Origin of the sequence: Brevibacterium luteolum (genome assembly GCF_013004595.1) — a bacterium.
GTDB classification, from domain to species: domain Bacteria; phylum Actinomycetota; class Actinomycetes; order Actinomycetales; family Brevibacteriaceae; genus Brevibacterium; species Brevibacterium luteolum.
Genome location: NZ_JABEMC010000006.1, coordinates 1 through 21,468 on the forward strand (window position 1 = coordinate 1; position 21,468 = coordinate 21,468).

General features: G+C 64.5%; 22 protein-coding genes and 1 rRNA gene. 13 read left to right on the forward strand and 10 right to left on the reverse strand.

Annotated features, from left to right (window positions below; all coding sequences use genetic code 11):
* Positions 1 to 204 (reverse strand): 16S ribosomal RNA (locus tag HLA91_RS09915); the annotation flags it as partial.
* Positions 205 to 842: 638 nt separating this feature from the next.
* Positions 843 to 1,571, reverse strand: coding sequence for an SOS response-associated peptidase (locus HLA91_RS09920; RefSeq protein WP_170274547.1), 729 nt, complete (start codon positions 1,569 to 1,571; stop codon positions 843 to 845).
* A 72-nt stretch (positions 1,572 to 1,643) separates the two neighbouring features.
* Between HLA91_RS09920 and HLA91_RS09925 the strand changes: the two genes are divergently transcribed.
* Positions 1,644 to 2,147: a MarR family winged helix-turn-helix transcriptional regulator gene (locus tag HLA91_RS09925; protein WP_170274548.1), complete on the forward strand. Its 504-nt coding sequence runs from the start codon at positions 1,644 to 1,646 to the stop codon at positions 2,145 to 2,147.
* Positions 2,148 to 2,165: 18 nt separating this feature from the next.
* Here HLA91_RS09925 and HLA91_RS09930 read toward each other — a convergent pair whose 3' ends face one another.
* On the reverse strand, positions 2,166 to 2,699 hold the full coding sequence (locus tag HLA91_RS09930) for a putative immunity protein (RefSeq protein WP_170274549.1): 534 nt from the start codon (positions 2,697 to 2,699) through the stop codon (positions 2,166 to 2,168).
* Between the two features lie 280 nt (positions 2,700 to 2,979).
* Here HLA91_RS09930 and HLA91_RS09935 point away from each other — a divergent pair, with 280 nt between their 5' ends.
* The 5 genes from HLA91_RS09935 to HLA91_RS09955 all read left to right on the forward strand — a co-directional run bounded on the left by HLA91_RS09935 (position 2,980) and on the right by HLA91_RS09955 (position 7,861).
* Positions 2,980 to 4,146: an acyl-CoA dehydrogenase family protein gene (locus tag HLA91_RS09935; protein ID WP_170274550.1), complete on the forward strand. Its 1,167-nt coding sequence runs from the start codon at positions 2,980 to 2,982 to the stop codon at positions 4,144 to 4,146.
* Complete coding sequence (locus HLA91_RS09940; protein WP_170274551.1) at positions 4,147 to 5,193, forward strand: enoyl-CoA hydratase/isomerase family protein; 1,047 nt, start codon at positions 4,147 to 4,149, stop codon at positions 5,191 to 5,193.
* Complete coding sequence (locus tag HLA91_RS09945; protein WP_102162929.1) at positions 5,190 to 5,966, forward strand: enoyl-CoA hydratase; 777 nt, start codon at positions 5,190 to 5,192, stop codon at positions 5,964 to 5,966. The genes HLA91_RS09940 and HLA91_RS09945 overlap by 4 nt, the downstream gene beginning before the upstream one ends.
* Before the next feature lie 147 nt (positions 5,967 to 6,113).
* Positions 6,114 to 7,094 carry an NAD(P)H-dependent flavin oxidoreductase gene (locus tag HLA91_RS09950; protein ID WP_170274552.1) on the forward strand — a complete coding sequence of 327 codons (981 nt, stop codon included), beginning with the start codon at positions 6,114 to 6,116 and terminating at the stop codon, positions 7,092 to 7,094.
* Positions 7,091 to 7,861, forward strand: a complete 771-nt coding sequence (locus tag HLA91_RS09955; protein ID WP_170274553.1) for a crotonase/enoyl-CoA hydratase family protein — start codon at positions 7,091 to 7,093, stop codon at positions 7,859 to 7,861. The genes HLA91_RS09950 and HLA91_RS09955 overlap by 4 nt, the downstream gene beginning before the upstream one ends.
* A 67-nt stretch (positions 7,862 to 7,928) precedes the next feature.
* On the opposite strand, the gene HLA91_RS09960 is transcribed toward HLA91_RS09955, so the two are convergent.
* Positions 7,929 to 8,264: a hypothetical protein gene (locus tag HLA91_RS09960; RefSeq protein ID WP_102162932.1), complete on the reverse strand. Its 336-nt coding sequence runs from the start codon at positions 8,262 to 8,264 to the stop codon at positions 7,929 to 7,931.
* A gap of 419 nt (positions 8,265 to 8,683) precedes the next feature.
* On the opposite strand from HLA91_RS09960, the gene HLA91_RS09965 reads away from it, so the two are divergent.
* The 7 genes from HLA91_RS09965 (at position 8,684) to HLA91_RS09995 (ending at position 15,003) form a co-directional block, all read left to right on the forward strand.
* On the forward strand, positions 8,684 to 9,676 hold the full coding sequence (locus HLA91_RS09965) for an NAD-dependent epimerase/dehydratase family protein (protein WP_170274554.1): 993 nt from the start codon (positions 8,684 to 8,686) through the stop codon (positions 9,674 to 9,676).
* A gap of 175 nt (positions 9,677 to 9,851) precedes the next feature.
* On the forward strand, positions 9,852 to 10,556 hold the full coding sequence (locus HLA91_RS09970) for an HAD family hydrolase (protein WP_102162934.1): 705 nt from the start codon (positions 9,852 to 9,854) through the stop codon (positions 10,554 to 10,556).
* Positions 10,553 to 11,542 carry a PhnD/SsuA/transferrin family substrate-binding protein gene (locus tag HLA91_RS09975; RefSeq protein ID WP_102162935.1) on the forward strand — a complete coding sequence of 330 codons (990 nt, stop codon included), beginning with the start codon at positions 10,553 to 10,555 and terminating at the stop codon, positions 11,540 to 11,542. The genes HLA91_RS09970 and HLA91_RS09975 overlap by 4 nt, the downstream gene beginning before the upstream one ends.
* Positions 11,543 to 11,587: 45 nt before the next feature.
* Positions 11,588 to 12,445: a phosphonate ABC transporter ATP-binding protein gene (gene phnC, locus HLA91_RS09980; RefSeq protein ID WP_102162936.1), complete on the forward strand. Its 858-nt coding sequence runs from the start codon at positions 11,588 to 11,590 to the stop codon at positions 12,443 to 12,445.
* Complete coding sequence (gene phnE / locus HLA91_RS09985) at positions 12,442 to 13,296, forward strand: phosphonate ABC transporter, permease protein PhnE (protein ID WP_102162937.1); 855 nt, start codon at positions 12,442 to 12,444, stop codon at positions 13,294 to 13,296. Before phnC ends, phnE (HLA91_RS09985) begins: the two co-directional genes overlap by 4 nt.
* The gene (gene phnE, locus HLA91_RS09990; RefSeq protein ID WP_239557070.1) at positions 13,293 to 14,153 is read left to right on the forward strand and encodes a phosphonate ABC transporter, permease protein PhnE; all 861 of its coding nucleotides are present in this window, start codon (positions 13,293 to 13,295) and stop codon (positions 14,151 to 14,153) included. Before phnE (HLA91_RS09985) ends, phnE (HLA91_RS09990) begins: the two co-directional genes overlap by 4 nt.
* Positions 14,131 to 15,003 (forward strand): MurR/RpiR family transcriptional regulator, encoded by an 873-nt coding sequence (locus HLA91_RS09995; protein WP_257995218.1) that lies wholly within the window; start codon positions 14,131 to 14,133, stop codon positions 15,001 to 15,003. The genes phnE (HLA91_RS09990) and HLA91_RS09995 overlap by 23 nt, the downstream gene beginning before the upstream one ends.
* A 6-nt stretch (positions 15,004 to 15,009) precedes the next feature.
* Here the strand turns inward: HLA91_RS09995 and HLA91_RS10000 are convergent, their stop codons facing one another.
* The 6 genes from HLA91_RS10000 to nrdH form a co-directional block, all read right to left on the reverse strand.
* Positions 15,010 to 16,176 carry a GTP-binding protein gene (locus HLA91_RS10000; RefSeq protein ID WP_204514207.1) on the reverse strand — a complete coding sequence of 389 codons (1,167 nt, stop codon included), beginning with the start codon at positions 16,174 to 16,176 and terminating at the stop codon, positions 15,010 to 15,012.
* Positions 16,177 to 16,238: 62 nt separating this feature from the next.
* Positions 16,239 to 17,477, reverse strand: a complete 1,239-nt coding sequence (locus HLA91_RS14090) for a Fic family protein (RefSeq protein ID WP_102162938.1) — start codon at positions 17,475 to 17,477, stop codon at positions 16,239 to 16,241.
* A gap of 128 nt (positions 17,478 to 17,605) precedes the next feature.
* Positions 17,606 to 18,580: a class 1b ribonucleoside-diphosphate reductase subunit beta gene (gene nrdF, locus HLA91_RS10010; RefSeq protein WP_102162939.1), complete on the reverse strand. Its 975-nt coding sequence runs from the start codon at positions 18,578 to 18,580 to the stop codon at positions 17,606 to 17,608.
* A gap of 48 nt (positions 18,581 to 18,628) precedes the next feature.
* Positions 18,629 to 20,791, reverse strand: coding sequence for a class 1b ribonucleoside-diphosphate reductase subunit alpha (gene nrdE / locus HLA91_RS10015; protein WP_170274555.1), 2,163 nt, complete (start codon positions 20,789 to 20,791; stop codon positions 18,629 to 18,631).
* Positions 20,761 to 21,174 (reverse strand): class Ib ribonucleoside-diphosphate reductase assembly flavoprotein NrdI, encoded by a 414-nt coding sequence (gene nrdI, locus HLA91_RS10020; RefSeq protein ID WP_165883417.1) that lies wholly within the window; start codon positions 21,172 to 21,174, stop codon positions 20,761 to 20,763. Before nrdI ends, nrdE begins: the two co-directional genes overlap by 31 nt.
* A 7-nt stretch (positions 21,175 to 21,181) precedes the next feature.
* Entirely contained in the window at positions 21,182 to 21,433 is a 252-nt protein-coding gene (gene nrdH / locus HLA91_RS10025; RefSeq protein WP_102162942.1) for a glutaredoxin-like protein NrdH, read from the reverse strand.
* Positions 21,434 to 21,468: the final 35 nt, after the last annotated feature.

A 21,468-nucleotide genomic window follows, 5' to 3' on the forward strand; every position in this document is an offset into this window, starting at 1 on the left:
ACCAGACCATGCGGCCAGTAGTCATATCCGGTATTAGACCCAGTTTCCCAGGCTTATCCCGAAGTCAGGGGCAGGTTACTCACGTGTTACTCACCCGTTCGCCACTCATCCACACCCAGCAAGCTGGGCGCTTCAGCGTTCGACTTGCATGTGTTAAGCACGCCGCCAGCGTTCGTCCTGAGCCAGGATCAAACTCTCCATAAAAATATGAAAAACAATCCCAGCCGAAATCAAAGAAAAAGACAAGAGACAAACCAAAAATGGTCATCAAATGTCATTACATCCTTGCTTCAACCAGAAACAAAAACATTCTGGCATCACAAAAAAAAACAAACACGCTATTGAGTTCTCAAAGAACAGACGCTCATCGACTCCGCCTGGCTTGCGCCGGCCTCATCGAGGCAACTTCTCTATCTTACCTCCCACTCAGACTTTGCCAACTCGACACTCGGCCGGGTTTTGAAGTTCGTGTGGGTGGCCCCGCTTTCGCTGCGTTTCCGCAGCCGCCCTGCGAGGCGGGCGGTTTTCTACTCTAGACGATCTGCGACCCGATGTGCAAGTCGCTGTCTGCGGTCTCGCTCACCTGCCTGTTGGTCCGTCTTCCGGGTGATGTTTCCATCCCCTCCGACATGGAGCAGAGTTACCCGTCTTTCCAAGCGTTTTGCCTGGTCAGAGCACTTGGACTTGCGTCCGTCGCGCTGGGCAACGAGTACTAACTTAGACCCCTGCGAAGCGCCGATGCAACTCCGAACGCTGTGCCCTTCGTCACAGGAGTGGCCGCAGGCTGCGGATACACCGCCACGATCGGCTTGCTGACGCCATTTGCGCCTGCCGGGCGGGTGTCATTCGACAGGTTGCGCGACCTCAGGATCTTGGTTTCTCACGTTTCCGACCGCTGCTCCGACTTTGACGCGTCCAACCGATGCTGGGTCGAAGCCTGCGATGAGGCCGTCGAGAACCGTGCGCGCGCCTTCGCGCTCATGCGATGGATCCAGCCAGTCACCGAGGGCCTCGGGCTCGGCCATCACCGGCATGCGGTCATGCACATCGGCCAGGTGCCCTGTCGAGGGGCAGGTGATGATCGTGGTCGAGACGAGCCATCCGTTCTTGATCGCCGGGTCTGTCACGACCTGTCCGTCGAGGTCAGGGCGGCGCCGGAACTCGAAGAGCCCGGCCATATAGAGGGGCCGCTCGGTCTGAGCCTGCATGAGCCACGGCTGCTTGCCGGTCTCGGTCTTCTCCCATTCGTAGTAGCCGGTGACTGGGATGATGCAGCGCTGGGAGGCGAAAGCATGACGGAACATCGGCTTCTCGTGCACGGTCTCACCGCGGGCGTTGAAGGCCTTGAAGCCGATCTTCTCCTCTTTCGCCCAGCCGGGCACGAGTCCCCAGCGGGCGGTCTCCAGCCGGCGGATGACCTCTCCTGTGTCCTCGACCCGTTCGGCGACGATCGGCAGGGCGGCGCCAGGAGGGACGTTGTACCGAGGCGCGAACGTGTAGTCGACGACATCGATGCCGAGCTCACCGACGATGTCGTGTGGATCGGTCGCCATGTTCAGTCGTCCGCACATATGTTGATCGTGCCACGTCAGTATGCTGGTGCCAAGTGTTCGCAGGTGAGCAGATCCAGCAGGAGGAACGACGTGGAACGGGAGTTCGACCCGATCGACGAATCGCGCAGGCAGTGGCTTGCCCATGGCTGGACCGACGCTGCCGACGGCATGACGCTCGTCATCTCCATCATGCGCGCCCACCAGCTGCTGCTCGCCCGGGTCGATCAGACGCTGCGGCCGCTGGGGCTGACCTTCTCCCGCTATGAAGTGCTTGCTCTGCTGTCCTTCACCCGTCGCGGCAGCCTGCCGATGAACAAGATCACCAAGCGCCTTCAGGTGCACGCGACCTCGACGACGAACTCGGTCGACAGACTGGAGGCCGCCGGCCTGGTCGCCCGCCGCCCGCATCCGGCCGACGGGCGCACGACGCTCGTCGAGATCACTGAGGCCGGCCGTCAGCTCGTGACCGAGGCGACTGCCGACCTCAACCGGGACGTGTTCGAACAGCCCGGTCTCGCACCAGCCGATGTCAGCCGGCTGCTCGGTGAGCTCAGCGCTCTGCGCGCTGGTCTCGACGGCTCCGCCCGGGACTGATGCCCCTCATCGGGCGCATCAATGCGCGCAGGCGTAGGCCTGGATGATGGAGATGACCTGACCGCGCACGCCGGTCGTCAGCAGCCCGGAGCCCAGCGGCCCGCCGTCGTCGGTGCCCAGCCGCGGCAGCTGACGCAGCGCAGTGCGGGCATGGGGTGTCAAGACGCCGAGCTGCCAGCGCACCTCGTCATCGACTGCCTCGGGATCGGCCGGCAGTGCAAGCCCGGCGGCCTGTGCCGCATAAGCGGCAGCACCGAGGGCGTGGGCTCCCATATGCGCCACCGCAGCTGCCTGCGCTGCAGCCCGGGCTGCAGCCGCCCCCGCCGGTGAACTCGCGGAGCTGGCCGCGCGCACGGCGTCGACGCGGCACTGGATCTGACCGGCGGCCCCGAGCTCGCCGCGACTGAAGGCGTAGGCGCGCTCGATCGCATCGCGAATCCGCTCATCGGATGTCTCGGCCTCGAACAAGGGCAGCACACGCGCGGCGCAGTCGGCAGCCCAGGCGGCGGCTGCCCGCCGGTGGGCGAGGCTGAGAGTCTGCGAGGAGACCATGGGGATGACCTTCCGGGGATGTCTCTGGGGATCGAGTGGGCCGGCAGACTGCGGCAGGGTGACCGCGGTCGCACCGACAGCCTACCGCCACCACCTGCCAGACCCCAGTCCGCAGCACCTGGGTGACCACCGCCTCGGGGCGGATGGCACAATGGTGCCAAAGCAGAATTAGTTGGACGTCCAAGTAATCTTCACTACCCTGGACACAGACCGGTCGTGCATTCCGCGGCTGCCGCACACCCGCTGGTGCACGGCACGACCCACAGCAGAAGGAGCCACGATGGCACGCTCAACCGCGTCCGCTCTGACTTTCGGGCTGACCGACGACCAGATCGAACTGTCCAATATGTGCCGCGATTTCGCCGATGCCGAGATCGCTCCGCACGCTCTTGACTGGGATGCCAACAAGCACTTCCCCGTCGACGTCATCCAGAAGTCTGCCGAGCTCGGCATGGGCGGCATCTACGTCTCCGAGGAATCCGGCGGCGTGGGCCTCGGCCGGCTCGATGCCGCGCTCATCTTCGAGGCCCTGTCGACCGGCTGCCCGTCGTTGGCCTCCTACATCTCCATCCACAACATGGTCGCGTGGATGGTCGACAAGTACGGCAATGAGGAGCAGAAGGAGAAGTACCTCCAGCCGCTCGTGGCCTTCGAGAAGCTCGGCTCCTACTGCCTGACCGAACCCAACGCCGGCTCCGACGCCGCAGCCCTGCGCACCACCGCCCGCCTCGACGGCGACCACTACGTGCTCAACGGCGTCAAGCAGTTCATCTCCGGTGCCGGCACCTCGGAGATCTACCTCGTCATGGCCCGCACCGGCCAGGAGGGATCGCGGGGCATCTCGACGTTCATCGTCGAGAAGGGCACCGAGGGCTTCGACTTCGGGCCCAATGAGATCAAGATGGGCTGGAACGCCCAGCCGACCCGCCAGGTGTTCATGGAGAACGTGCAGGTCCCCGTCGAGAACCGCCTCGGCGAAGAAGGCGAGGGCTTCAAGATCGCGATGTCCGGCCTCGACGGCGGCCGCCTCAACATCGGCGCCTGCTCGCTCGGCGGCGGGCAGTCGGCACTTGAGAAGGCCATCACCTACATGGGTGAGCGGCAGGCCTTCGGCACCGAGCTCAACGGCTTCCAGGCACTGCGCTTCCGCCTGGCCGATATGCAGACCAAGCTCGAAGGCGCCCGCTCGCTGCTGCGCCGCGCAGCGGCCGCCTACGATGCCGGGGACCCCAACACCTCGCTGCTGGCGGCGATGGCGAAGCTGGCGGCCACCGACGCCGGCTTCGAGGTCGCCAACGACGCCCTGCAGCTGTTTGGCGGATACGGTTATCTCAACGAGTATGGGATCGAGAAGTTGGTGCGCGATCTGCGCGTCCATCAGATCCTCGAAGGCACGAACGAGATCATGCGGGTCATCATCTCCCGCAAGAGCACAGGAGTGGGATAAATGACGTCATCTGACGACGCGCTCGTCATCACACGCGTGGTGAACGGCCTCGGCCGCATCGAGCTGAACAAGGCCAAGGCGATCAACGCCCTCGGCCGCGACATGGTCGCCTCCATCGACAACGCGCTCAACGAATGGCGCGACGATGACGCGGTGGCCGCTGTGCTCATCACCGGCCGCGGCGACCGCGGCCTGTGCGCCGGCGGCGACATCAAGGCGATCTACCAGGATCTGGTCGCCGGCACCTCCGAATCCCAGGACTTCTGGGCTGAGGAGTACCGGATGAACTTCGACATCGCCAACTACCCCAAGCCCTACATCGCGATCATGCACGGCATCACGATGGGCGGCGGCGTCGGCGTGTCCGTCCACGGCTCGCACCGCGTGGTGACCGAGACGACGAAGCTCGGCATGCCCGAGACCGGCATCGGCCTGTTCCCCGACATCGGCGGCACCCACCTGCTCGCCCAGACCCCGGGTGAGATCGGCATGTACATGGGCCTGACCGGCCTGCCGATCGGACCGGGTGCGGCACTGGCCTATGGGCTGGCCGACACCTTCGTCCCCCAGGACAAGGTCGACGAGCTCGTCGCAGCCCTCGAGGCCGACGGCACGAAGGCCGTCGAGACCCTGGCGACCTTCGCGGCAGACGCGCCGGCCAATGAGCTGGCCGAAGCCGAGGCGTGGATCAACACCTGCTTCGCCCACGACTCCGTCGAGGCGATCATCGCAGCCCTGCTCGCCCACGGCGATGAGGATGCCGCGAAGACCGCCGAGGTCATCAAGTCGAAGTCGCCGCAGTCGCTGGCGGTGACCTTCGAGATGATCCGCACCGCCAAGACGATGACCCTGCAGGAGGTCCTCGAACGCGATCTGCGCGCCGGCACCGAGATCGCCGCCCGCCCGGATCTGCGCGAGGGCATCCGCGCCCAGGTCATCGACAAGGACCGCAACCCGCGGTGGAACCCGGCCACCCTCGGCGAGGTCGAGCAGGCCGAGGTCGACGCGATCCTCAACACCGAACAGGACAGGAAGGTTTTCTCATGACCGACTTCGAGACGATCCTCACCGAATCCGCCGACGGCATCGCCGTCATCACGATCAACCGCCCGAAGGCGCTCAACGCGCTCAACCAGCAGGTGCTCGAGGACATCGCCACCGCCGCCGAGCAGTTCGATGCCGATGATTCCGTCAAGGCGATCATCATCACCGGCACCGACCGCGCCTTCGCCGCCGGTGCCGACATCAAGCAGATGGCCGAGCTCGACTTCGCCACCGCCTTCAAGACCGACTTCTTCGCCGGCTGGAGCCGCCTGACCTCGGTGCGCAAGCCGACGATCGCTGCCGTCAACGGCTTCGCGCTCGGCGGCGGCTGCGAGGTCGCGATGATGTGCGACATCCTCATCGCCTCGGAGAAGGCGAAGTTCGGTCAGCCGGAGATCAACCTCGGCGTGCTGCCGGGCATGGGCGGCTCCCAGCGCCTGACCCGGGCGATCGGCAAGGCCAAGGCGATGGACCTGTGCCTGACCGGCCGGATGATGGACGCCGAGGAAGCCGAGCGCTCCGGGCTTGTGGCCCGCGTCGTCCCGCACGACGAGCTCATGGACGAGGCCCGCAAGATCGCCGCGACGATCGCTAGCAAGTCGCGCATCGCCTCGGCGATGGTCAAGGAGGCCGTCAACGCTTCCTTCGAGACGACGCTGCAGCAGGGTCTGCTCTTCGAGCGCCGTCTGTTCCACTCCTCGCTGGCGACCAACGACCAGTCTGAGGGCATGGCCGCCTTTGTCGAGAAGCGCGACCCGAACTTCACCGACACCTGATCGGTCCCGCCGGCTTCAGCCGGCAACCGCGCCCGAGGCGGCGGTCACCTGAACGGGTGGCCGCCGCCTTGCGCGTGGTGTGGGTTACAGTAGTGGGCGACAGTGCTTAACAATCGTTCGGTCACCCCGATATTTCCGAGGAGAAACATGGCTCTTCCCGAGGTCCTCACCCGTCCCCTGCGGCTGCCGGTCATCGCATCGCCGATGTTCATCGCCTCCGGCCCCCAGCTCGTCACCGCGCAGTGCCAGGCCGGTGTCATCGGCGCGTTCCCCACGCTCAACGCGCGCCCGGCCGAGCTGCTCGACGAGTGGCTGCACGAGATCGAAGAATCCAATGCGGCCTTCGCCAAAGCGAACCCGGACAAGCCGGTCGGCGCGGTGGCCGCGAACCTCATCGTGCACCGGTCGAACAACCGCATCGAGGCCGACCTGGAGACGATCGTCAAGCACCAGGTGCCGATCGTCATCACCTCGCTGGGCGCGCGCACCGAGGTCAATGACGCCGTGCACTCCTACGGCGGCATCGTGCTCCATGACGTCATCCACAACGGCTTCGCGCACAAAGCGATCGAGAAGGGCGCCGACGGGCTCATCCTCGTCGCCGCCGGCGCCGGCGGACATGCCGGAATGCTCTCGCCGTTCGCCTTCCTCAACGAGGTCCGCGCCTGGTTCGACGGCCCGATCGCACTCTCCGGAGCTCTCGCCCACGGCCGGTCGGTCCTCGCCGCCCAGGCGGCCGGTGCCGACTTCGCCTATGTCGGCTCGGCGTTCCTCTCGACCCCGGAGGCGCAGGTGACCGACGGCTACCGGCAGATGATCGTCGACTCCACGGCCAGCGACATCGTCTACACCAACCTCTTCACCGGTGTGCACGGCAACTACCTGCGCGGCAGCATCGAAGCCGCCGGCCTCGACCCGGACAACCTGCCCGAATCCGACCCCTCGAAGATGAACTTCGGCTCCGGCGGCTCGGAGAAGTCGAAGGCCTGGCGCGACATCTGGGGCTCCGGCCAGGGCATCGGCACGATCGATGAGTCCTTGCCCGCCGGTGAGCTCGTCGCCCGCTTGGCCGATGAGTACGAGGCTGCCAAGGCCGACATTCTCGCCACCCTCGGGGCCGGATCATGACCGAGCAGCCCGCGGTGCTCACCGAGGTCCGCGGCGGCGTCCTCGTCATCACCCTCAACCGGCCCGAGGCGAAGAACGCAGCGACCGCCGAGATGGTCCGGCTCATGGCCGGGATCATCGACGATTTCGATGCGGACGACAGCCTCAGCGTCGCCGTGCTCACCGGTGCCGGCGGAACGTTCTGCTCCGGGATGGATCTCAAGGGATTCGTGCGCGGTGAGCTGCCCGGCCTGCCCGGCCGCGGGTTCCTGGCGCTGACCGAGGCACCACCTGCCAAGCCCCTCATCGCCGCGGTCGAAGGCTACGCGCTGGCCGGTGGGTTCGAGACGATGCTCGCCTGCGATCTCGTCGTCGCCTCGGAGTCGGCGAAGTTCGGCATCCCAGAGGTCAAGCGCGGCCTGGTCGCTGCAGCCGGTGGTCTCGTGACTCTGCCGGAGCGCACCCACCGGGCGGTGGCGATGGAGATGGCGCTCACCGGTGACATCTACCCGGCGGCCTTCGGTGAGAAGCACGGCTTCGTCAACGCCTTGGTGCCTGAGGGCCAGGCACTCGACGGAGCGCTCGCGCTGGCTGAGCGGATCGCCGCGAACGGGCCGCTGGCTGTGCGCGCCTCGAAGCAGATCATCAGCGACAGCCCCGGCTGGCCGGCCGGTGAGAAGTTCACTCGCCAGGCTGCCATCAGCGACCCGGTCATGGAATCCGACGATGCCCGCGAAGGCGCCACGGCATTCGCCGAGAAGCGCGCGCCGCGCTGGACCGGACGGTGAGAACCACCCGCACCTGTTGAACGACGAAGCGCCCCGCACTGTGTTCAGTGCGAGGCGCTTTGCTCATTCACGAGTTCGAGACGAGCTCTGAGGTGTCTCTGACGGTGATGGCGTTCCAGCCCGGCGTCGCGCCGCCGGCCGCGTGCACGGCTGCCCGAACTGCGGAGTCGGCTGTCTGAGCCGCCGCTTCGAAAGTGTCACCTTCGGTCGTGACGGTGGCGGCAATGAGACTTTCGTTCGCGTCCATGGAGACGGTCGAATCGAGCAGACCCATTGTCGCGTCCTCCAACGACGCAAGCTCATCGGCGAGGGCATCGAAGACTGATTCCAGATCAGTATCGCCACTGATGGAGACGCGGAACTCGATCTCGGAAACTACCATGACGCTCTGTTGCTGACTCATGTGCCCTCCTCCCAGGGATAGCAAGGCTGTCTGTACAACCACCCAAGTGTGTCCCTGACGTAGTTCGGATTACTCGGCGAGAGGTGGATGGTTCGAATGTGCTTGCCGCAGGGGCACTTCACCTTATAGTACTTCTTCCGCGGGTCAACGATCTTCCAGTTTGCTTCATGAAACTCTCCCAGCAGCGCTTCGAGCTCCTTCTGCGGATGCCTCTTCCAGTATCGCCCCATACTCCAAAACGGTACTTTCCCAAACCTGCACCGCAACGCATCGGACAAATCTGTGGATATCCCTCGTTCAACCCGTCCGCGAGAAGGAAGCTTCGACCGGTACCGCTTTGATCCGCTCTATCGCCTCCCGCCTTCTGCTGACAGCGGATCGGCATTGTGACTGGTCGCCCCGAGCCCTAGCGTGAGGGCATGAGTCTCTCAGTGCTTCTCTTCGGCGGCAACGGCATGCTCGGCCGTCAGCTCGTCACCGCTTTCACCGACGCCGGTCATCACGTCACGTGTGCCTGCCGCGGCACGACTCCCGTGGACAAGGCCGCCGAGTTCATCACCGTCGACCGCGACTCCGCTGACGCGCTGAAGCCACTGGCCGGCCGCACCTGGGACGTCGCGATCGACCTGACGAGCCACCCGGGATTCGTCCGCGACGCGCTCGGGACCGTCGACGCCGCGCACTGGATCTACATCTCCTCGGCCAGCGTCTACGCGCGCGGCGACATCTTCGAACCTGACGAGACCGCCCCGATCCACCCGGCCATGGCCAACGACAAGCTCGAATCCATGACCGACTACGGTGCCGCGAAGTCAGCCTGCGAGGCAGCTGTCGAACGGCTTGCTGCCCAGCACCTCATCATCCGCCCCGGCCTGCTCGGCGGCGCCGGCGATGACACCGGCCGCTCGGGTTACTACCCGTGGCGGTTCGCACATCCCACCGGGCCCGAGGTGGTGGTTCTGATGGACATCGGATTCCCCCTCAGCCTGCTCGACGTCACCGACCTGGCCGACTGGATCGTCCACTGCGCTGAGCATCGGACGACGGGGATCTTCAATGCCGCCGGCCCCACAGCCACCCTCGGAGAGCTGCTTGACGCCGCACAGCAGGCGGCCGGCACGGAGGTGGAGTTCGTGCCCGTGGACGCTGGTCTCCTCACCGATGCCGGCGCGGGCATGTGGATGGGGCCAGAGAGTCTGCCGCTGTGGGCCGAGATCCCGGACATGCCTTTCATCGGCACCGTCGGCGCTGATGCCGCACGCGCCCGTGGGTTGACACACCGACCGCTGGAACAGACCTTTGCCGACGCCCTGGCCTTCGAAGAGTCCCGCGGTGGTCCGATCTCTGCCGGCGCTGCGGGGGTGAGCGATGACACGGAGGAGACGCTTCGCCGGCTGGCGCGCGGGGACTGACCCGCCACCTCCTATGTGCTGCACCTGCCCCGGCTGATTCCGTCTGCCGGGGCATTTCTATGCGGTTTGGACACTGTCACCGCAAATTCACCTTCCCGTGGTCGCTCCGTTCACATAGTCTATTTATCGTGGACGGTACGTCCACAGCTGTGGTCGTACAACCCAAAGGAGCCCCGTGGCAGCAAGCATCATCTTCGACTTCGATGGCACTCTGGCGATCGGGCATGGCCCTGTCCTGGCCTACGCCGACGAAGCCGCCGCATTCGCCGGCGCGGATTTTCGCTCGCGCGTCGATGAAGCACTTGCGGACTTCGACTCCGGCGACCGCACCTACCGCGACGGTTATGACATCGTCGGCTCGCTGGCTGCAGCTGATGGAGTCGATGAGGACACGCTGTCCGGTGCGTATCGACGCAGTCGGGTGAAGCTCGGCACCGCCGATGCACCCGTGAGAACCATCGAGGACCTCGATGGCTTCCTGGCCGCGCTCGCACCGCACGCCGAACTCACCCTGGCGACCAACGCCCCTGAGCAGAGCATCCATCAGGTGCTCGACTCCTGGGGAGTGCGCGAGCGCTTCGACGCCGTGCACTTCAACGTCGGCAAACCCCTGGGGCTCGTCGACATCGCCCGGCATGCTTATGTGCGCGGTCCTGTACTCGCCATCGGCGACATCGTCGAGTTCGATCTCGCGCCCGCCTGGGCGATGGGCGCAGACACCGCCCTCGTCGGGGCGACCGCGTTCGACAGTGCAGCTCCCGTCACCATGCGCGGAAGCTCGCTGGCCGATCTGCGCGATGGAATCCTCAATTGGGCTCGGGCCCACTCCGCGTCAGTTTCCTCCACTCCACTGCAAACCAAAGAAAGCAGGCTGTCATGATCCGTCCTCTGCTCGCTTCCACCGCAGCACTCGCCTTTGCCGTCACCGCAGCAGGCTGCGGTTCGGCCTCCAGCGCATCCGACAACCCCGACTCCATCACGATCTCGCTCGTCCCCTCCATTCAGGGTGAAGATCTTGCTGAAGCCCTCGACCCGCTGACGAAGTACCTCAGCGAAGAGCTCGACATTGAGGTCAACGGAGTCGTCGCCAACGACTACGCCGCCACCGTCGAAGCCCTCGGCTCGGATCAGGCGCAGGTCATCATCACCGATGCTGGCTCGATCTACAACGCCATGAACCAGTACAACGCCGAGCTCATCCTTCGCGACGTCCGGTTCGGAGCCACCTCCTATGCCTCGATGGCCGTCACCAACGACCCTGACAAGTACTGCGAAGACGAGCCGGTCAAGGCGACGTACCAGGCGGCAGATGCCGAGCTGACGTACTGCAACGGCCTCGAAGAGGCCGGTTCCACCGCCTCGGGACAGGGGCCGAAGGGTCTCGAAGCTCTCAAGAAGGCCAAGGGTGCGAAGGTCGCAGTCCAGGCCACCACCTCGCCAGCGGGCTACCAGTACCCGGTCGTTGCGATGAAGGAACAGGGCCTCAATCCTGACTCCGATATCGAGCAGATCCCGGTCGAGGGCAACAACAACGCCGTCATCGCTGTGGCCAACGGAGATGCCGAAGTCGGGTTCGCCTTCTGGGACGCCCGCTCAGAGGTGCTCCAGGAGACCCCGGACATCGGCGATAAGGCGGTCGCTTTCGCCTACTCGGACATGATTCCCAACGGCGGAGTTGCTGTGGCCCAGGATCTGCCAGAGGACCTCAAGAAGAATCTCACCGATCTGATGGACAACTACGCGGATTCCTCCGATGAGGCCAAGACCGTCATGCAGGATCTCGTCAACCTCTCCGACTGGACCACTGAGCTGGAAGAAGACCAGATTCAGCGCTACGGCGAGATCCTCGAGGAGTTCTCGCAGTGATCATTCTGCCGTCCCAGACGCGGCACCTGAAGAAGGGCATTCTGCATGCACTCTGATGCAGGCCGTGCGGCGGCCGGAAGCAATCCGGCCGCCGCACCGTGGCATATCGAACTCGACAACGTCTCCGTGACGTATCCCAACGGCACGCGCGGGCTGCGCAATGTGTCGATGAGCATTGCTCCCGGTGAAATCGTCTCGATCGTCGGTCTTTCCGGATCGGGCAAGTCGACCCTCATCCGCACGATCAACGGTCTCGTCGCCGCATCAGAGGGCACCGTGCACGTCGGTCCGCACGAGATCACCTCCATCAGCGGTTCGGCCCTGCGTCGAGCGCGCGGCGGAATCGGCATGATCTTCCAGGGCTTCAATCTCGCCGAGCGCACCTCCGTCATGGACAACGTACTTGTCGGACGGTTCGCCTATACGCCGTGGTATCGCAGCCTGTTCGGCCTGCACACCCAAGCGGACCGGGACCTCGCGCTGCGCGCCCTCGACTCGGTCGGGATGCTGGAGAAGGTATGGAGCCGCGCCGGCGCGCTCTCCGGTGGGCAGAAGCAGCGGGTGGCCATCGCCCGCGCGCTGACACAGGAACCGCAGGTGATGCTCGCTGACGAACCGGTTGCCAGCCTAGATCCGCCCACCGCGCATGCGGTGATGGCCGATCTGCAGGGCATCAACGCCGAGCGGCACCTAACCGTGCTCGTCAACATCCACATGATCGACCTCGCCCGCCAGTACACGACCCGCATGATCGGGCTTCGCGCTGGAGAGATCGTCTACGACGGTCCAACCGCAGACGCCACCGATGCGGTGTTCGAAGAGATCTACGATCGTCCGATCCAGGCCCGCGACACCCTCGGCGACGAACCTGTCGACGCCGCCTCTTTGGGAGAGCATCCATGAGTTCCCAGCTCCCCGCCACAGCCCCGGCAAACGCATCTTCGGCGCCGTCAGCGCGTTCGACGCCAACCGTGCCGCCGAAGCCGCGCAACCACGTTCGGACAGCCTTCATCGCCGCGGCGTTCGTCGCATTCACCGTGCTTGCCTGCACACCGGCGATCGGCGGGGTCGATATCGATCTGGGCGCCTTCGTCCAGCACTGGCGCAACGGCTGGAACAAGTTCGTTCAGCTGCTGCAGCCGAACTTCGCGTTTCTGCCGCGGACCGTCGGCCCGATGCTGGAAACTCTGCAGATGGCCATCGTCGGCGCTTTCGCTGCCGCGCTCGTTTCAGTGCCACTGACCCTGTGGGCCGCCAAACCAACGAACCCGTCCTGGCCCGTGCGCACGTTCGTACGCACGGTCATCAATGTCATCCGCTCGATTCCAGACCTCGTCTACGCCTCAATCCTCGTTGTCATGGTCGGCACCGGCGCCTTGCCTGGTGTGCTTACGCTCTTCCTCTTCGACATCGGCATCATCGTCAAGCTCGTCTCCGAGGCCATCGATTCTTCGGAGCACGGGTACATGGAGGCCGGGCGAGCAGCCGGGGGAAGCCAGCTGCAGATCAACCGGCTGACGGCCCTGCCGCAGGTGATGCCTCTGTTCGCGAATCAATGGCTCTACGTCCTCGAGCTCAACGTCCGCATTTCCGCGATCCTCGGGCTCGTCGGCGCAGGCGGCATCGGCCGCCTCATCGAAGAACGACGCTCCTTCTTCCGCTATGACGATGTATCGGCGATCATCCTCGAAATCCTCGTCGTCGTCATCATCATCGAAGTCATCTCGAACCTGCTGCGCCGGAGGCTGGTATGAGCGCTCCAACCACCACCGCACGCCAGCCCGCCGCACACACGGCCATGCCGGAGGCACCGGCACGCCCCAGCCGTGGCCGCCAGACGATCATCACCGTCATCGTCGGCGTCATCATCCTTGCCGCTGCTTCCGGTCTGCGCATCGACTGGACAGATCTGGGCCGGGTGCCCGCGCAGGTCGTGCACTACCTGCAGCTCATGTTCGGCCCGCCAAACTGGGAGAAGCTGCCGCGTGCGCTCGAAGAGACGTGGCGTTCGATCTCCATGGCATGGGTCGGGGCGATCATCTGCGTGGTCATCTCAATCCCGCTCGGCATGCTCGCCGCGCACGGCATCGGCCCGGCCTGGCTGAGGTTCGTGCTGCGCGGTCTCTTCGCCGTCATCCGCGCCGTACCCGAGGTGATCATCGCGCTTCTGCTGCTCGCCGTCACCGGCCTGACGCCGTTCACCGGTGCACTCGCGCTCGGCATCGCCGGCATCGGCACCCAAGGCAAATGGGTCTACGAAACGATCGAATCAGTGCAGGACGGCTCCGCTGAAGCGGTTCGAGCCGCCGGCGGATCCACAGCGGAGGTGGCTCGCTGGGCACTCTGGCCAGCTGCGAAGGCATCGCTGCTGTCGTTTGCGCTCTATCGTTTCGAGATCAACATCAGAACCTCCGCGGTGCTCGGTCTCATCGGTGCCGGCGGCATCGGCAGCATGCTGTCGAACTACACCAACTACAGGCAGTGGGACACTGTAGGCATGCTGCTCATCGTCGTCGTCCTGGCGACGATGCTCATGGACACCATTTCCGGTGCCATTCGCCGCCGAATCATGGAAGGAGCCAAACCTCGTGGCATGGAACGGAGCTCCTGACACCCTGCCCAGCGTGCGCATCATGACGCTGGCGCCCTCCCTGCACCCGACCGAGCGACAGGTCGCCGAAGCGGTGCGCGCTGATCCGGCGGCCTGCATCGAGAACACCGCGCAGGAACTCGCGACCCGGGTCGGCGTCGGCCGCTCAACCGTCGTGCGCACAGCGCAGACACTCGGTTATGACGGGTATCCGCAGCTGCGGGTCGCTCTCGCACAAGAGCTCGCGCTCGGTTCCTCGGCCCACGCTGGAGCCGAGGTGACAAGTGGCTCTGCACTCGACCAGCTTCGTGCGCGGACTCAGCGGTTCGCCGCCCAGCTGCCGCATGCGATCTCGGCACTGACTGAGGAAGCGGTGGAACAGTTCATCACCGCCGTCGACAACGCCGACCGGGTGCTCGTCGTCGCCAATGGTCTCTCCAGCCCCCTCGGGCTCGACCTCGTTCTGCGGCTCACGGCGGCCGGACGTTCAGCCGAGCACTTCGCCGACCCGGTTGCTCAGCAGATTGTCGCCCGCCAGCTCGGCAGAGATTCAGTCTGCGTTGTCATCTCCGGCTCTGGGATCAACCGTTCGACGGTCGAAGCGATGCGCAGTGCACGCGACAGCGGGGCAACGGCAATCGCGCTGACATCGTTTGCCGGCTCCCCCGTCGCCGATCTTGCCGACGTGCTTCTGCTGCTGCCGTCTGACAGCGATAGTTTCCACGATGAGCTGCTGCACACCTCGCGGGCGTCTTTCATGCTGCTCATCGAGAATCTCATCGACGTGTTCCACGAGCATCGCGGTGAGCGCGGCCGTGCGGCACGCACCCAGATGCTCGGTGTGCTCGGTGGCATGCTCCAAGAGGAGTGAGTCCGCTCAGCTGTGCAGCCGGATGAGCGAGCGGATCCGCTCCAATCCCGGTGTCGCCGGGCCATCTGCTGGCAGCTCGGTCAGCGCAGTAGTCGCCGCCTCCCGGGCCGCCTCTTCATCCAACTCTGCGCCGATGATGACGAGCGCACTGCCCTCACTCGGCCCGTCGGAGACGGCGGCGAAGACGTTCGGGCCGACAGCCTGAACCACATACGAGCGCGTCCCGCGACCTGTCGGCACAGCGATGACACCCTTGGCCCGGTAGGCACCGGCCGGCAGGTTCTCCAACAGGTCGAGCACGGCATCGGCGTCGACAGCGCCGGGGACTTCGACGGTAACGGCGTGTGCATGGATGTGGTCGTGGACTGGGGTGTCCAGTTCGGCCAGCATCGCCTCGTCACGGGCGGTGTAAGCATCCATGAACAGCTCGTGCAACGGCAGCTCCCCCTGCTGCCAACTCTCTGCGCCGTCAGGTGACCGATCTGCTGTGGTGCCCTCCGCCTCGGGCGCGGGAGCCCCGTCGAAGAGCAGGTGCGGGTCGATGCGGCCGAGCACTGTGCCCAGCACCGCGGCACGCGGATTGCGGGCATGCACCCGGTCGCGGATGCGATCAAGACGGGCACCGCGTTCGGCTTCGGGAACGAGGTCGAGCTTGTTCACCAGCGCAAGGGTGACCGCGGCATAGCGGACCGGCGGGAGGTCGCCGTCGTCGATGGTGGTGAAGTGCTCGCAGGCGTCGATGACGTCGATGAGCCCGCCGAGGCGGAAGCGGCTGCGGCCCCAGCGGGAGATCATGCGGGCGAGGATGAGGGGTTCGGCGAATCCGCTGGCTTCGACAATGATCGCGTCGAGGGCGAGCGCGGGTGCGGCCATGGCGATGAGGGCGTCTTCCATGCCGCCGGCGTCGGTGAGGCAGCAGATGCAGCCGCCGGAGATCGAGACCGGTTCGTCTACCTGGCCGCTGATGAGTCCGGCGTCGACGTTGAGCTCGCCGAAGTCGTTGACGATGACACCGATGCGGGCGGCTGGATGGCGCAGCAGGTGGTTGAGGACGCTGGTCTTGCCGGCACCGAGGTAGCCGGTGAGCACGATGACGGGCACGGCGGCGCGGGCGTTCGGCAGCTGATCTGTCGCCGTTGTCCGCGGGCTGTTCGTCGTCTCCTCGGGTCGCACGCTGTCCAGGGTAGTGTCCGCCAGCTGGTGAGGGGAATGCGGCTGGCGGCATATGTGCTGGGTCAGCGGCTGGCCATGCGGCAGATGGTGGCGGCGTAGTCGTCGAGGACGTCGAGGATGCCGCGGTGCTGCCAGACGCGGCCGCGCGCTCGGCCGGAGATCTCGGTCAGCACTCCGCGTTCGGTCAGCGTGGCCAGGGCGCGCAGCGCAGTCATCTCCCCCAGGCCGAGCCGGTTCATGATGTAACGGGTGTTGACCACCGGCTGTCCGATGAGGACGGGCAGGATCGTCCAGGCGGCGGCATCTGCGCGCAGGCCGGCGAGCTTGGCTCGGGAGTTCTCCAGTTCGGCTGCCAGGTTGTCGACGAGGTCTGCACCTGTGACGGCAGCCGTTCGGGCAGCGTGTGTGAAGGCGCGGATGATGGGGCCGGCGTCACCGAGGCGGTAGGCACCGAGGGTTGCGAAGTACCGGTCGATGTCGGTCAGCAGGCCAGCTGAGACCGGAACGGCAGTGGACGTCACCAAGCCGGTCCGGCGCAGCATTGCGTGGACCAAGGCCCGTCCGGTGCGCCCGTTGCCGTCCGTGAACGGGTGGATGGTCTCGAACTGGGCGTGTGCGACTGCCACCTGAGCGAGCACAGGCAGATCCTCACGCCGGATGAATGCCGCAAGGTCCTCGACTGCGTCCGGAACCCGTGCGTGGTGCGGAGCGACGAAGTCCGCAGTTCGCGGGCCGGCATCTCCGCGTCCGATCCAGACCTGCTGTTCGCGGAAACGTCCCGCATCAACAGGTGCGAACTCGTGCTGATGGCGCATGAGCTCGGCGTGCATGCCGAGGATGTCCTCGGCTGTGATGTCGCCTGCAAGCTGGAGTGCGGTTTCCATCGCGTGCACATTGCCCAGCACGGTGACGGCGTTCGTCTTGTCTCCTTCGTGGATCTCGGCGAGCGCGAGCTGCTTTGCGGATGTCGTCAGCTGCTCGATCTGTGAGCTCGATGCTGATTCGGTGCGCAGCAGGATGGCGGTCATCGGGCCGAGTGCCGGGCTGTCTGTTCCGAGTCGCTTCTGTGCGTACGCGTCGAATTCGACGAGCTGCCGGGTCGCGTCCTCGATGTCGGCTGTCATCTCACCGGCCATGTGGGGTTCCCAGCTGGCGATAGCGGCCGGAACAGTTGCGTCATAGGGACCTGTCTGGCGTCGAACCTCAACACGGGAGTACAGACCGGGCGCCCGAGGCACCCAGCCGAACGTCTCCGAAGAGACCGGGTCGATCGGTACGACCGTGTCCGAGGCTGACGACATGATCTGATCTTACCAACACTTAAGAGAATAAGTGTTGGTAACGCGATAGCGTGCCCTCAGCTTGCCGTTCAGGACTGAATGACGAAAGCGGCCCACCCCGCTGAGGAGGTGAGCCGCTGAGCCAGGAATCAGAAATCCCAGTCTTCGTCTTCGGTGTTTTCGGCCTTGCCGATGACGTAGGACGAACCGGAGCCGGAGAAGAAGTCATGGTTCTCATCGGCATTCGGTGACAGCGCCGACAGGATCGCCGGGTTCACGTCGGTGACCGATGACGGGAACATCGCCTCGTAGCCCATGTTCATCAGCGCCTTGTTGGCATTGTAATGCAGGAACTTCTTGACGTCCTCGGCCAGCCCGACGGAGTCGTAGAGATCGTGGGTGTACTGCACCTCGTTCTCGTAGAGCTCGAAGAGCAGCTCGAAGGTGTAGTCCTTGAGCTCCTGCTTGCGGGCGTCGTCGACCTCGGCGATTCCGCGCTGGTACTTGTAGCCGATGTAGTACCCGTGCACGGCCTCGTCGCGGATGATGAGGCGGATGAGGTCAGCGGTGTTCGTCAGCTTCGCCCGGCTCGACCAGTACATCGGCAGGTAGAACCCGGAGTAGAAGAGGAAGGACTCCAGGATCACCGAGGCGACCTTGCGCTTGAGCGGATCGTCCCCACGGTAGTACTTGAGGATGATCTGCGCCTTCTTCTGCAGCGACTGGTTCTCCGTCGACCACCGGAAGGCGTCGTCGATCTGGCGGGTGTTGGCCAGCGTCGAGAAGATCGACGAGTACGACTTGGCGTGCACCGACTCCATGAAGGCGATGTTCGTCAGCACCGCCTCTTCGTGCGGGGTGCGTGCGTCCGGCAGCAGGGAGACTGCGCCGACGGTGCCCTGGATGGTGTCGAGCAGGGTCAGTCCGGTGAAGACGCGCATCGTCAGCGTCTTCTCATCCTCGGTCAGCGTTGCCCACGACTGCACGTCGTTGGACAGCGGCACCTTCTCCGGCAGCCAGAAGTTGGCTGTCAGCCGATCCCAGACCTCGAGGTCGACATCATCCTGGATACGGTTCCAGTTGATTGCGTCCACATGGGACACGAGCTTGAGCTGCTCGGTCATGTTCACTCCTGATAACTCAAAGATGTGGTGAGGTTGCCTCGTGCCGACTCACAGCATGCAGGAGACGCAGCCGTCGACTTCCGTCCCCTGCAGGGCGAGCTGACGGATGCGGATGTAGTACACCGTCTTGATGCCCTTGCGCCACGCGTAGATCTGCGCCTTGTTGACGTCGCGGGTGCTCGCGGTGTCCTTGAAGAACAGCGTCAGCGACAGCCCCTGATCAACATGCTGAGTGGCCTCAGCGTAGGTGTCAATGATCTTCTCGTAGCCGACCTCGTAGGCGTCCTGGTAGTACTCCAGGTTGTCGTTGGTCATGAACGGAGCCGGGTAGTACACGCGGCCGATCTTGCCCTCCTTGCGGATCTCGATCCGCGAGGCGACCGGGTGGATCGACGAGGTCGAGTTGTTGATGTAGGAGATCGAGCCGGTCGGCGGAACGGCCTGCAGGTTCTGGTTGTAGATGCCGTGCTCGGCGACCTGCGCCTTGAGCTCCTCCCAGTCCTGCGGGGTCGGGATGTGCACCTCGGCGTCGGCGAAGAGCTGCGCGATGCGATCGGTGCGCGGCGTCCAGTCGCCCTTGATGTACTTCTCGAAGTACTCCCCTGTCGCGTACTTCGAGCGCTCGAAGCCCTCGAAGGCGCGGCCACGCTCCTTGGCAAGCAGCATTGAGGCGCGCACACAGTGATAGGCGACGGTGTAGAAGTACATGTTCGTGAAGTCCAGGCCCTCGTCGGAGCCGTAGTGGATGCGCTCACGAGCCAGGTAGCCGTGCAGGTTCATCTGCCCGAGCCCGATCGCATGCGACATGTCGTTGCCGCGGGCGATCGAAGGCACCGAGTCGATGTTCGAAGCCTCCGACACTGCCGTCAGGCCGCGGATGGCGGTCTCGACGGTGCGACCGAAGTTCTCCGAGTCCATCGTCATGGCGATGTTGAGGGAACCGAGGTTGCACGAAATGTCCTTGCCGACCTCGTCGTAGGACAGATCAGCATGGTAGGTGCTCGGCGAGGAGACCTGGAGGATCTCCGAGCACAGGTTCGACATGATGATCTTGCCGTCGATCGGGTTCGCGCGGTTCACGGTGTCTTCGTACATGATGTACGGGTAGCCGGACTCGAACTGAATCTCTGCCAGAGTCTGGAAGAACTCACGGGCGTTGATCTTCTTCTTCTTGATGTGCGGATTGTCGACGAGCTCGTAGTACTTCTCGGTCACCGAGATCTCGCTGAACGGCACCCCGTACTCGCGTTCGACGTCGTACGGGCTGAAGAGGTACATGTCCTCGTTCTTCTTCGCCAACTGGAACGTGATGTCCGGGATGACGACGCCGAGGCTGAGGGTCTTAATGCGGATCTTCTCGTCGGCGTTCTCGCGCTTGGTGTCGAGGAAGCTGTAGATGTCCGGGTGGTGGGCGTGCAGGTACACGGCACCGGCACCCTGGCGTGCGCCGAGCTGGTTGGCGTAGGAGAAGGAATCCTCCAGCAGCTTCATGATCGGGATGACGCCCGAGGACTGGTTCTCGATCTTCTTGATCGGGGCACCGGACTCACGGATGTTCGTCAGGGCGAAGGCCACACCGCCGCCGCGCTTGGACAGCTGCAGAGCAGAGTTGATCGAGCGGCCGATCGACTCCATGTTGTCCTCGATGCGCAGCAGGAAACACGAGACGAGCTCGCCGCGCTGGCGCTTGCCGGCGTTGAGGAAGGTCGGGGTGGCCGGCTGGAACCGACCGGAGATGATCTCCTCCATCAGCTGGGTCGCCAGCTGCTCGTCACCGCGGGCGAGGAACAGCGCGACCATGACGACGCGGTCCTCGAAGCGCTCAAGGTAGCGCTTGCCGTCGAAGGTCTTGAGCGTGTACGAGGTGTAGAACTTGAACGCGCCGAGGAAGGTCTGGAAGCGGAACTTCTTGGCATACGCCTGCTTCGACAGCTTCTCGATGAACTCAAACGAGTACTGGTCGAGGACTTCCTTCTCGTAGTAGTCGTGCTCAACGAGGTAGTCGATCTTCTCCTTGAGGTCGTGGAAGAAGACGGTGTTGTTGTTGACGTGCTGCAGGAAGAACTGCCGGGCCGCCTGACGGTCGCGTGCGAACTGGATGCGTCCCTCGGAATCGTAGAGGTTGAGCATCGCGTTGAGCGCGTGGTAGTCGAGGTCGGTCTCCTCGCGGATGATCGCTTCTAGGTCGCGGTCTTCAACGGTTGTTGACACAGTGAATCCAATCCTTTGTTGACTTTCTCGACGTCCTCGGGCATGCCGAGCAACTCGAAGTTGTACAGCAGCGGCACCTGGCACTTGGCAGCGACCTTGTAGGCCGCAGCGCAGTAGTACTCACCGAAATTGGTGTTGCCTGCGCCGATGACGCCGACGAGACGATTGCGGTTCTCCTCGACGTTGAGGAACTTGACGACTTGTTTGGGCACCGCTCCCCGGTTCTTGCCCGCCCCGTAGGTAGGGGTGATGAGCACGAAGGGCTCACCCACGATGGGAGTCGGCTCTTTTGTCAGCAGGGGAAGCCGCAGGCCGGGATGGTCCAGCTTGTTGACGAACTTGTGGGTGTACTCAGATCCACTTGAGTAGTAGACGACGAGCACGACTGCATCACGAGGCCACGACAGAGGCAGCGGCTCCGCTGCCGGCGAGAGTCGCGATCTTGTCCGGGCGGAAGCCCGACCAGTGATCGCTGTCGGTCACGACGACCGGAGCCTGCATGTAGCCCATTGCCTTGACGACATCGAGCGCACCGGGCTCCTCAGTGAGGTCGACGGCTCGGTAGTCGATTCCCCGCGAATCAAGCGCGCGGAAAGTTGCGGTGCACTGCACACATGCTGGCTTGGTGTACACGGTGATCATGGCGTCTTCCTCCAGAGGAATTCGGTGTCTGATGC

Bases quoted from the DNA above. Each gene is read 5' to 3' on its own strand.
- HLA91_RS09920 (WP_170274547.1), bottom strand. From the start codon at position 1,571: ATGTGCGGACGACTGAACATGGCGACCGATCCACACGACATCGTCGGT.
- HLA91_RS09930 (WP_170274549.1), bottom strand. From the start codon at position 2,699: ATGGTCTCCTCGCAGACTCTCAGCCTCGCCCACCGGCGGGCAGCCGCC.
- HLA91_RS09935 (WP_170274550.1), top strand. From the start codon at position 2,980: ATGGCACGCTCAACCGCGTCCGCTCTGACTTTCGGGCTGACCGACGAC.
- HLA91_RS09940 (WP_170274551.1), top strand. From the start codon at position 4,147: ATGACGTCATCTGACGACGCGCTCGTCATCACACGCGTGGTGAACGGC.
- HLA91_RS09945 (WP_102162929.1), top strand. From the start codon at position 5,190: ATGACCGACTTCGAGACGATCCTCACCGAATCCGCCGACGGCATCGCC.
- HLA91_RS09950 (WP_170274552.1), top strand. From the start codon at position 6,114: ATGGCTCTTCCCGAGGTCCTCACCCGTCCCCTGCGGCTGCCGGTCATC.
- HLA91_RS09955 (WP_170274553.1), top strand. From the start codon at position 7,091: ATGACCGAGCAGCCCGCGGTGCTCACCGAGGTCCGCGGCGGCGTCCTC.
- HLA91_RS09960 (WP_102162932.1), bottom strand. From the start codon at position 8,264: ATGAGTCAGCAACAGAGCGTCATGGTAGTTTCCGAGATCGAGTTCCGC.
- HLA91_RS09965 (WP_170274554.1), top strand. From the start codon at position 8,684: ATGAGTCTCTCAGTGCTTCTCTTCGGCGGCAACGGCATGCTCGGCCGT.
- HLA91_RS09975 (WP_102162935.1), top strand. From the start codon at position 10,553: ATGATCCGTCCTCTGCTCGCTTCCACCGCAGCACTCGCCTTTGCCGTC.
- phnC (WP_102162936.1), top strand. From the start codon at position 11,588: ATGCACTCTGATGCAGGCCGTGCGGCGGCCGGAAGCAATCCGGCCGCC.
- phnE (WP_102162937.1), top strand. From the start codon at position 12,442: ATGAGTTCCCAGCTCCCCGCCACAGCCCCGGCAAACGCATCTTCGGCG.
- phnE (WP_239557070.1), top strand. From the start codon at position 13,293: ATGAGCGCTCCAACCACCACCGCACGCCAGCCCGCCGCACACACGGCC.
- HLA91_RS14090 (WP_102162938.1), bottom strand. From the start codon at position 17,477: ATGTCGTCAGCCTCGGACACGGTCGTACCGATCGACCCGGTCTCTTCG.
- nrdF (WP_102162939.1), bottom strand. From the start codon at position 18,580: ATGACCGAGCAGCTCAAGCTCGTGTCCCATGTGGACGCAATCAACTGG.
- nrdH (WP_102162942.1), bottom strand. From the start codon at position 21,433: ATGATCACCGTGTACACCAAGCCAGCATGTGTGCAGTGCACCGCAACT.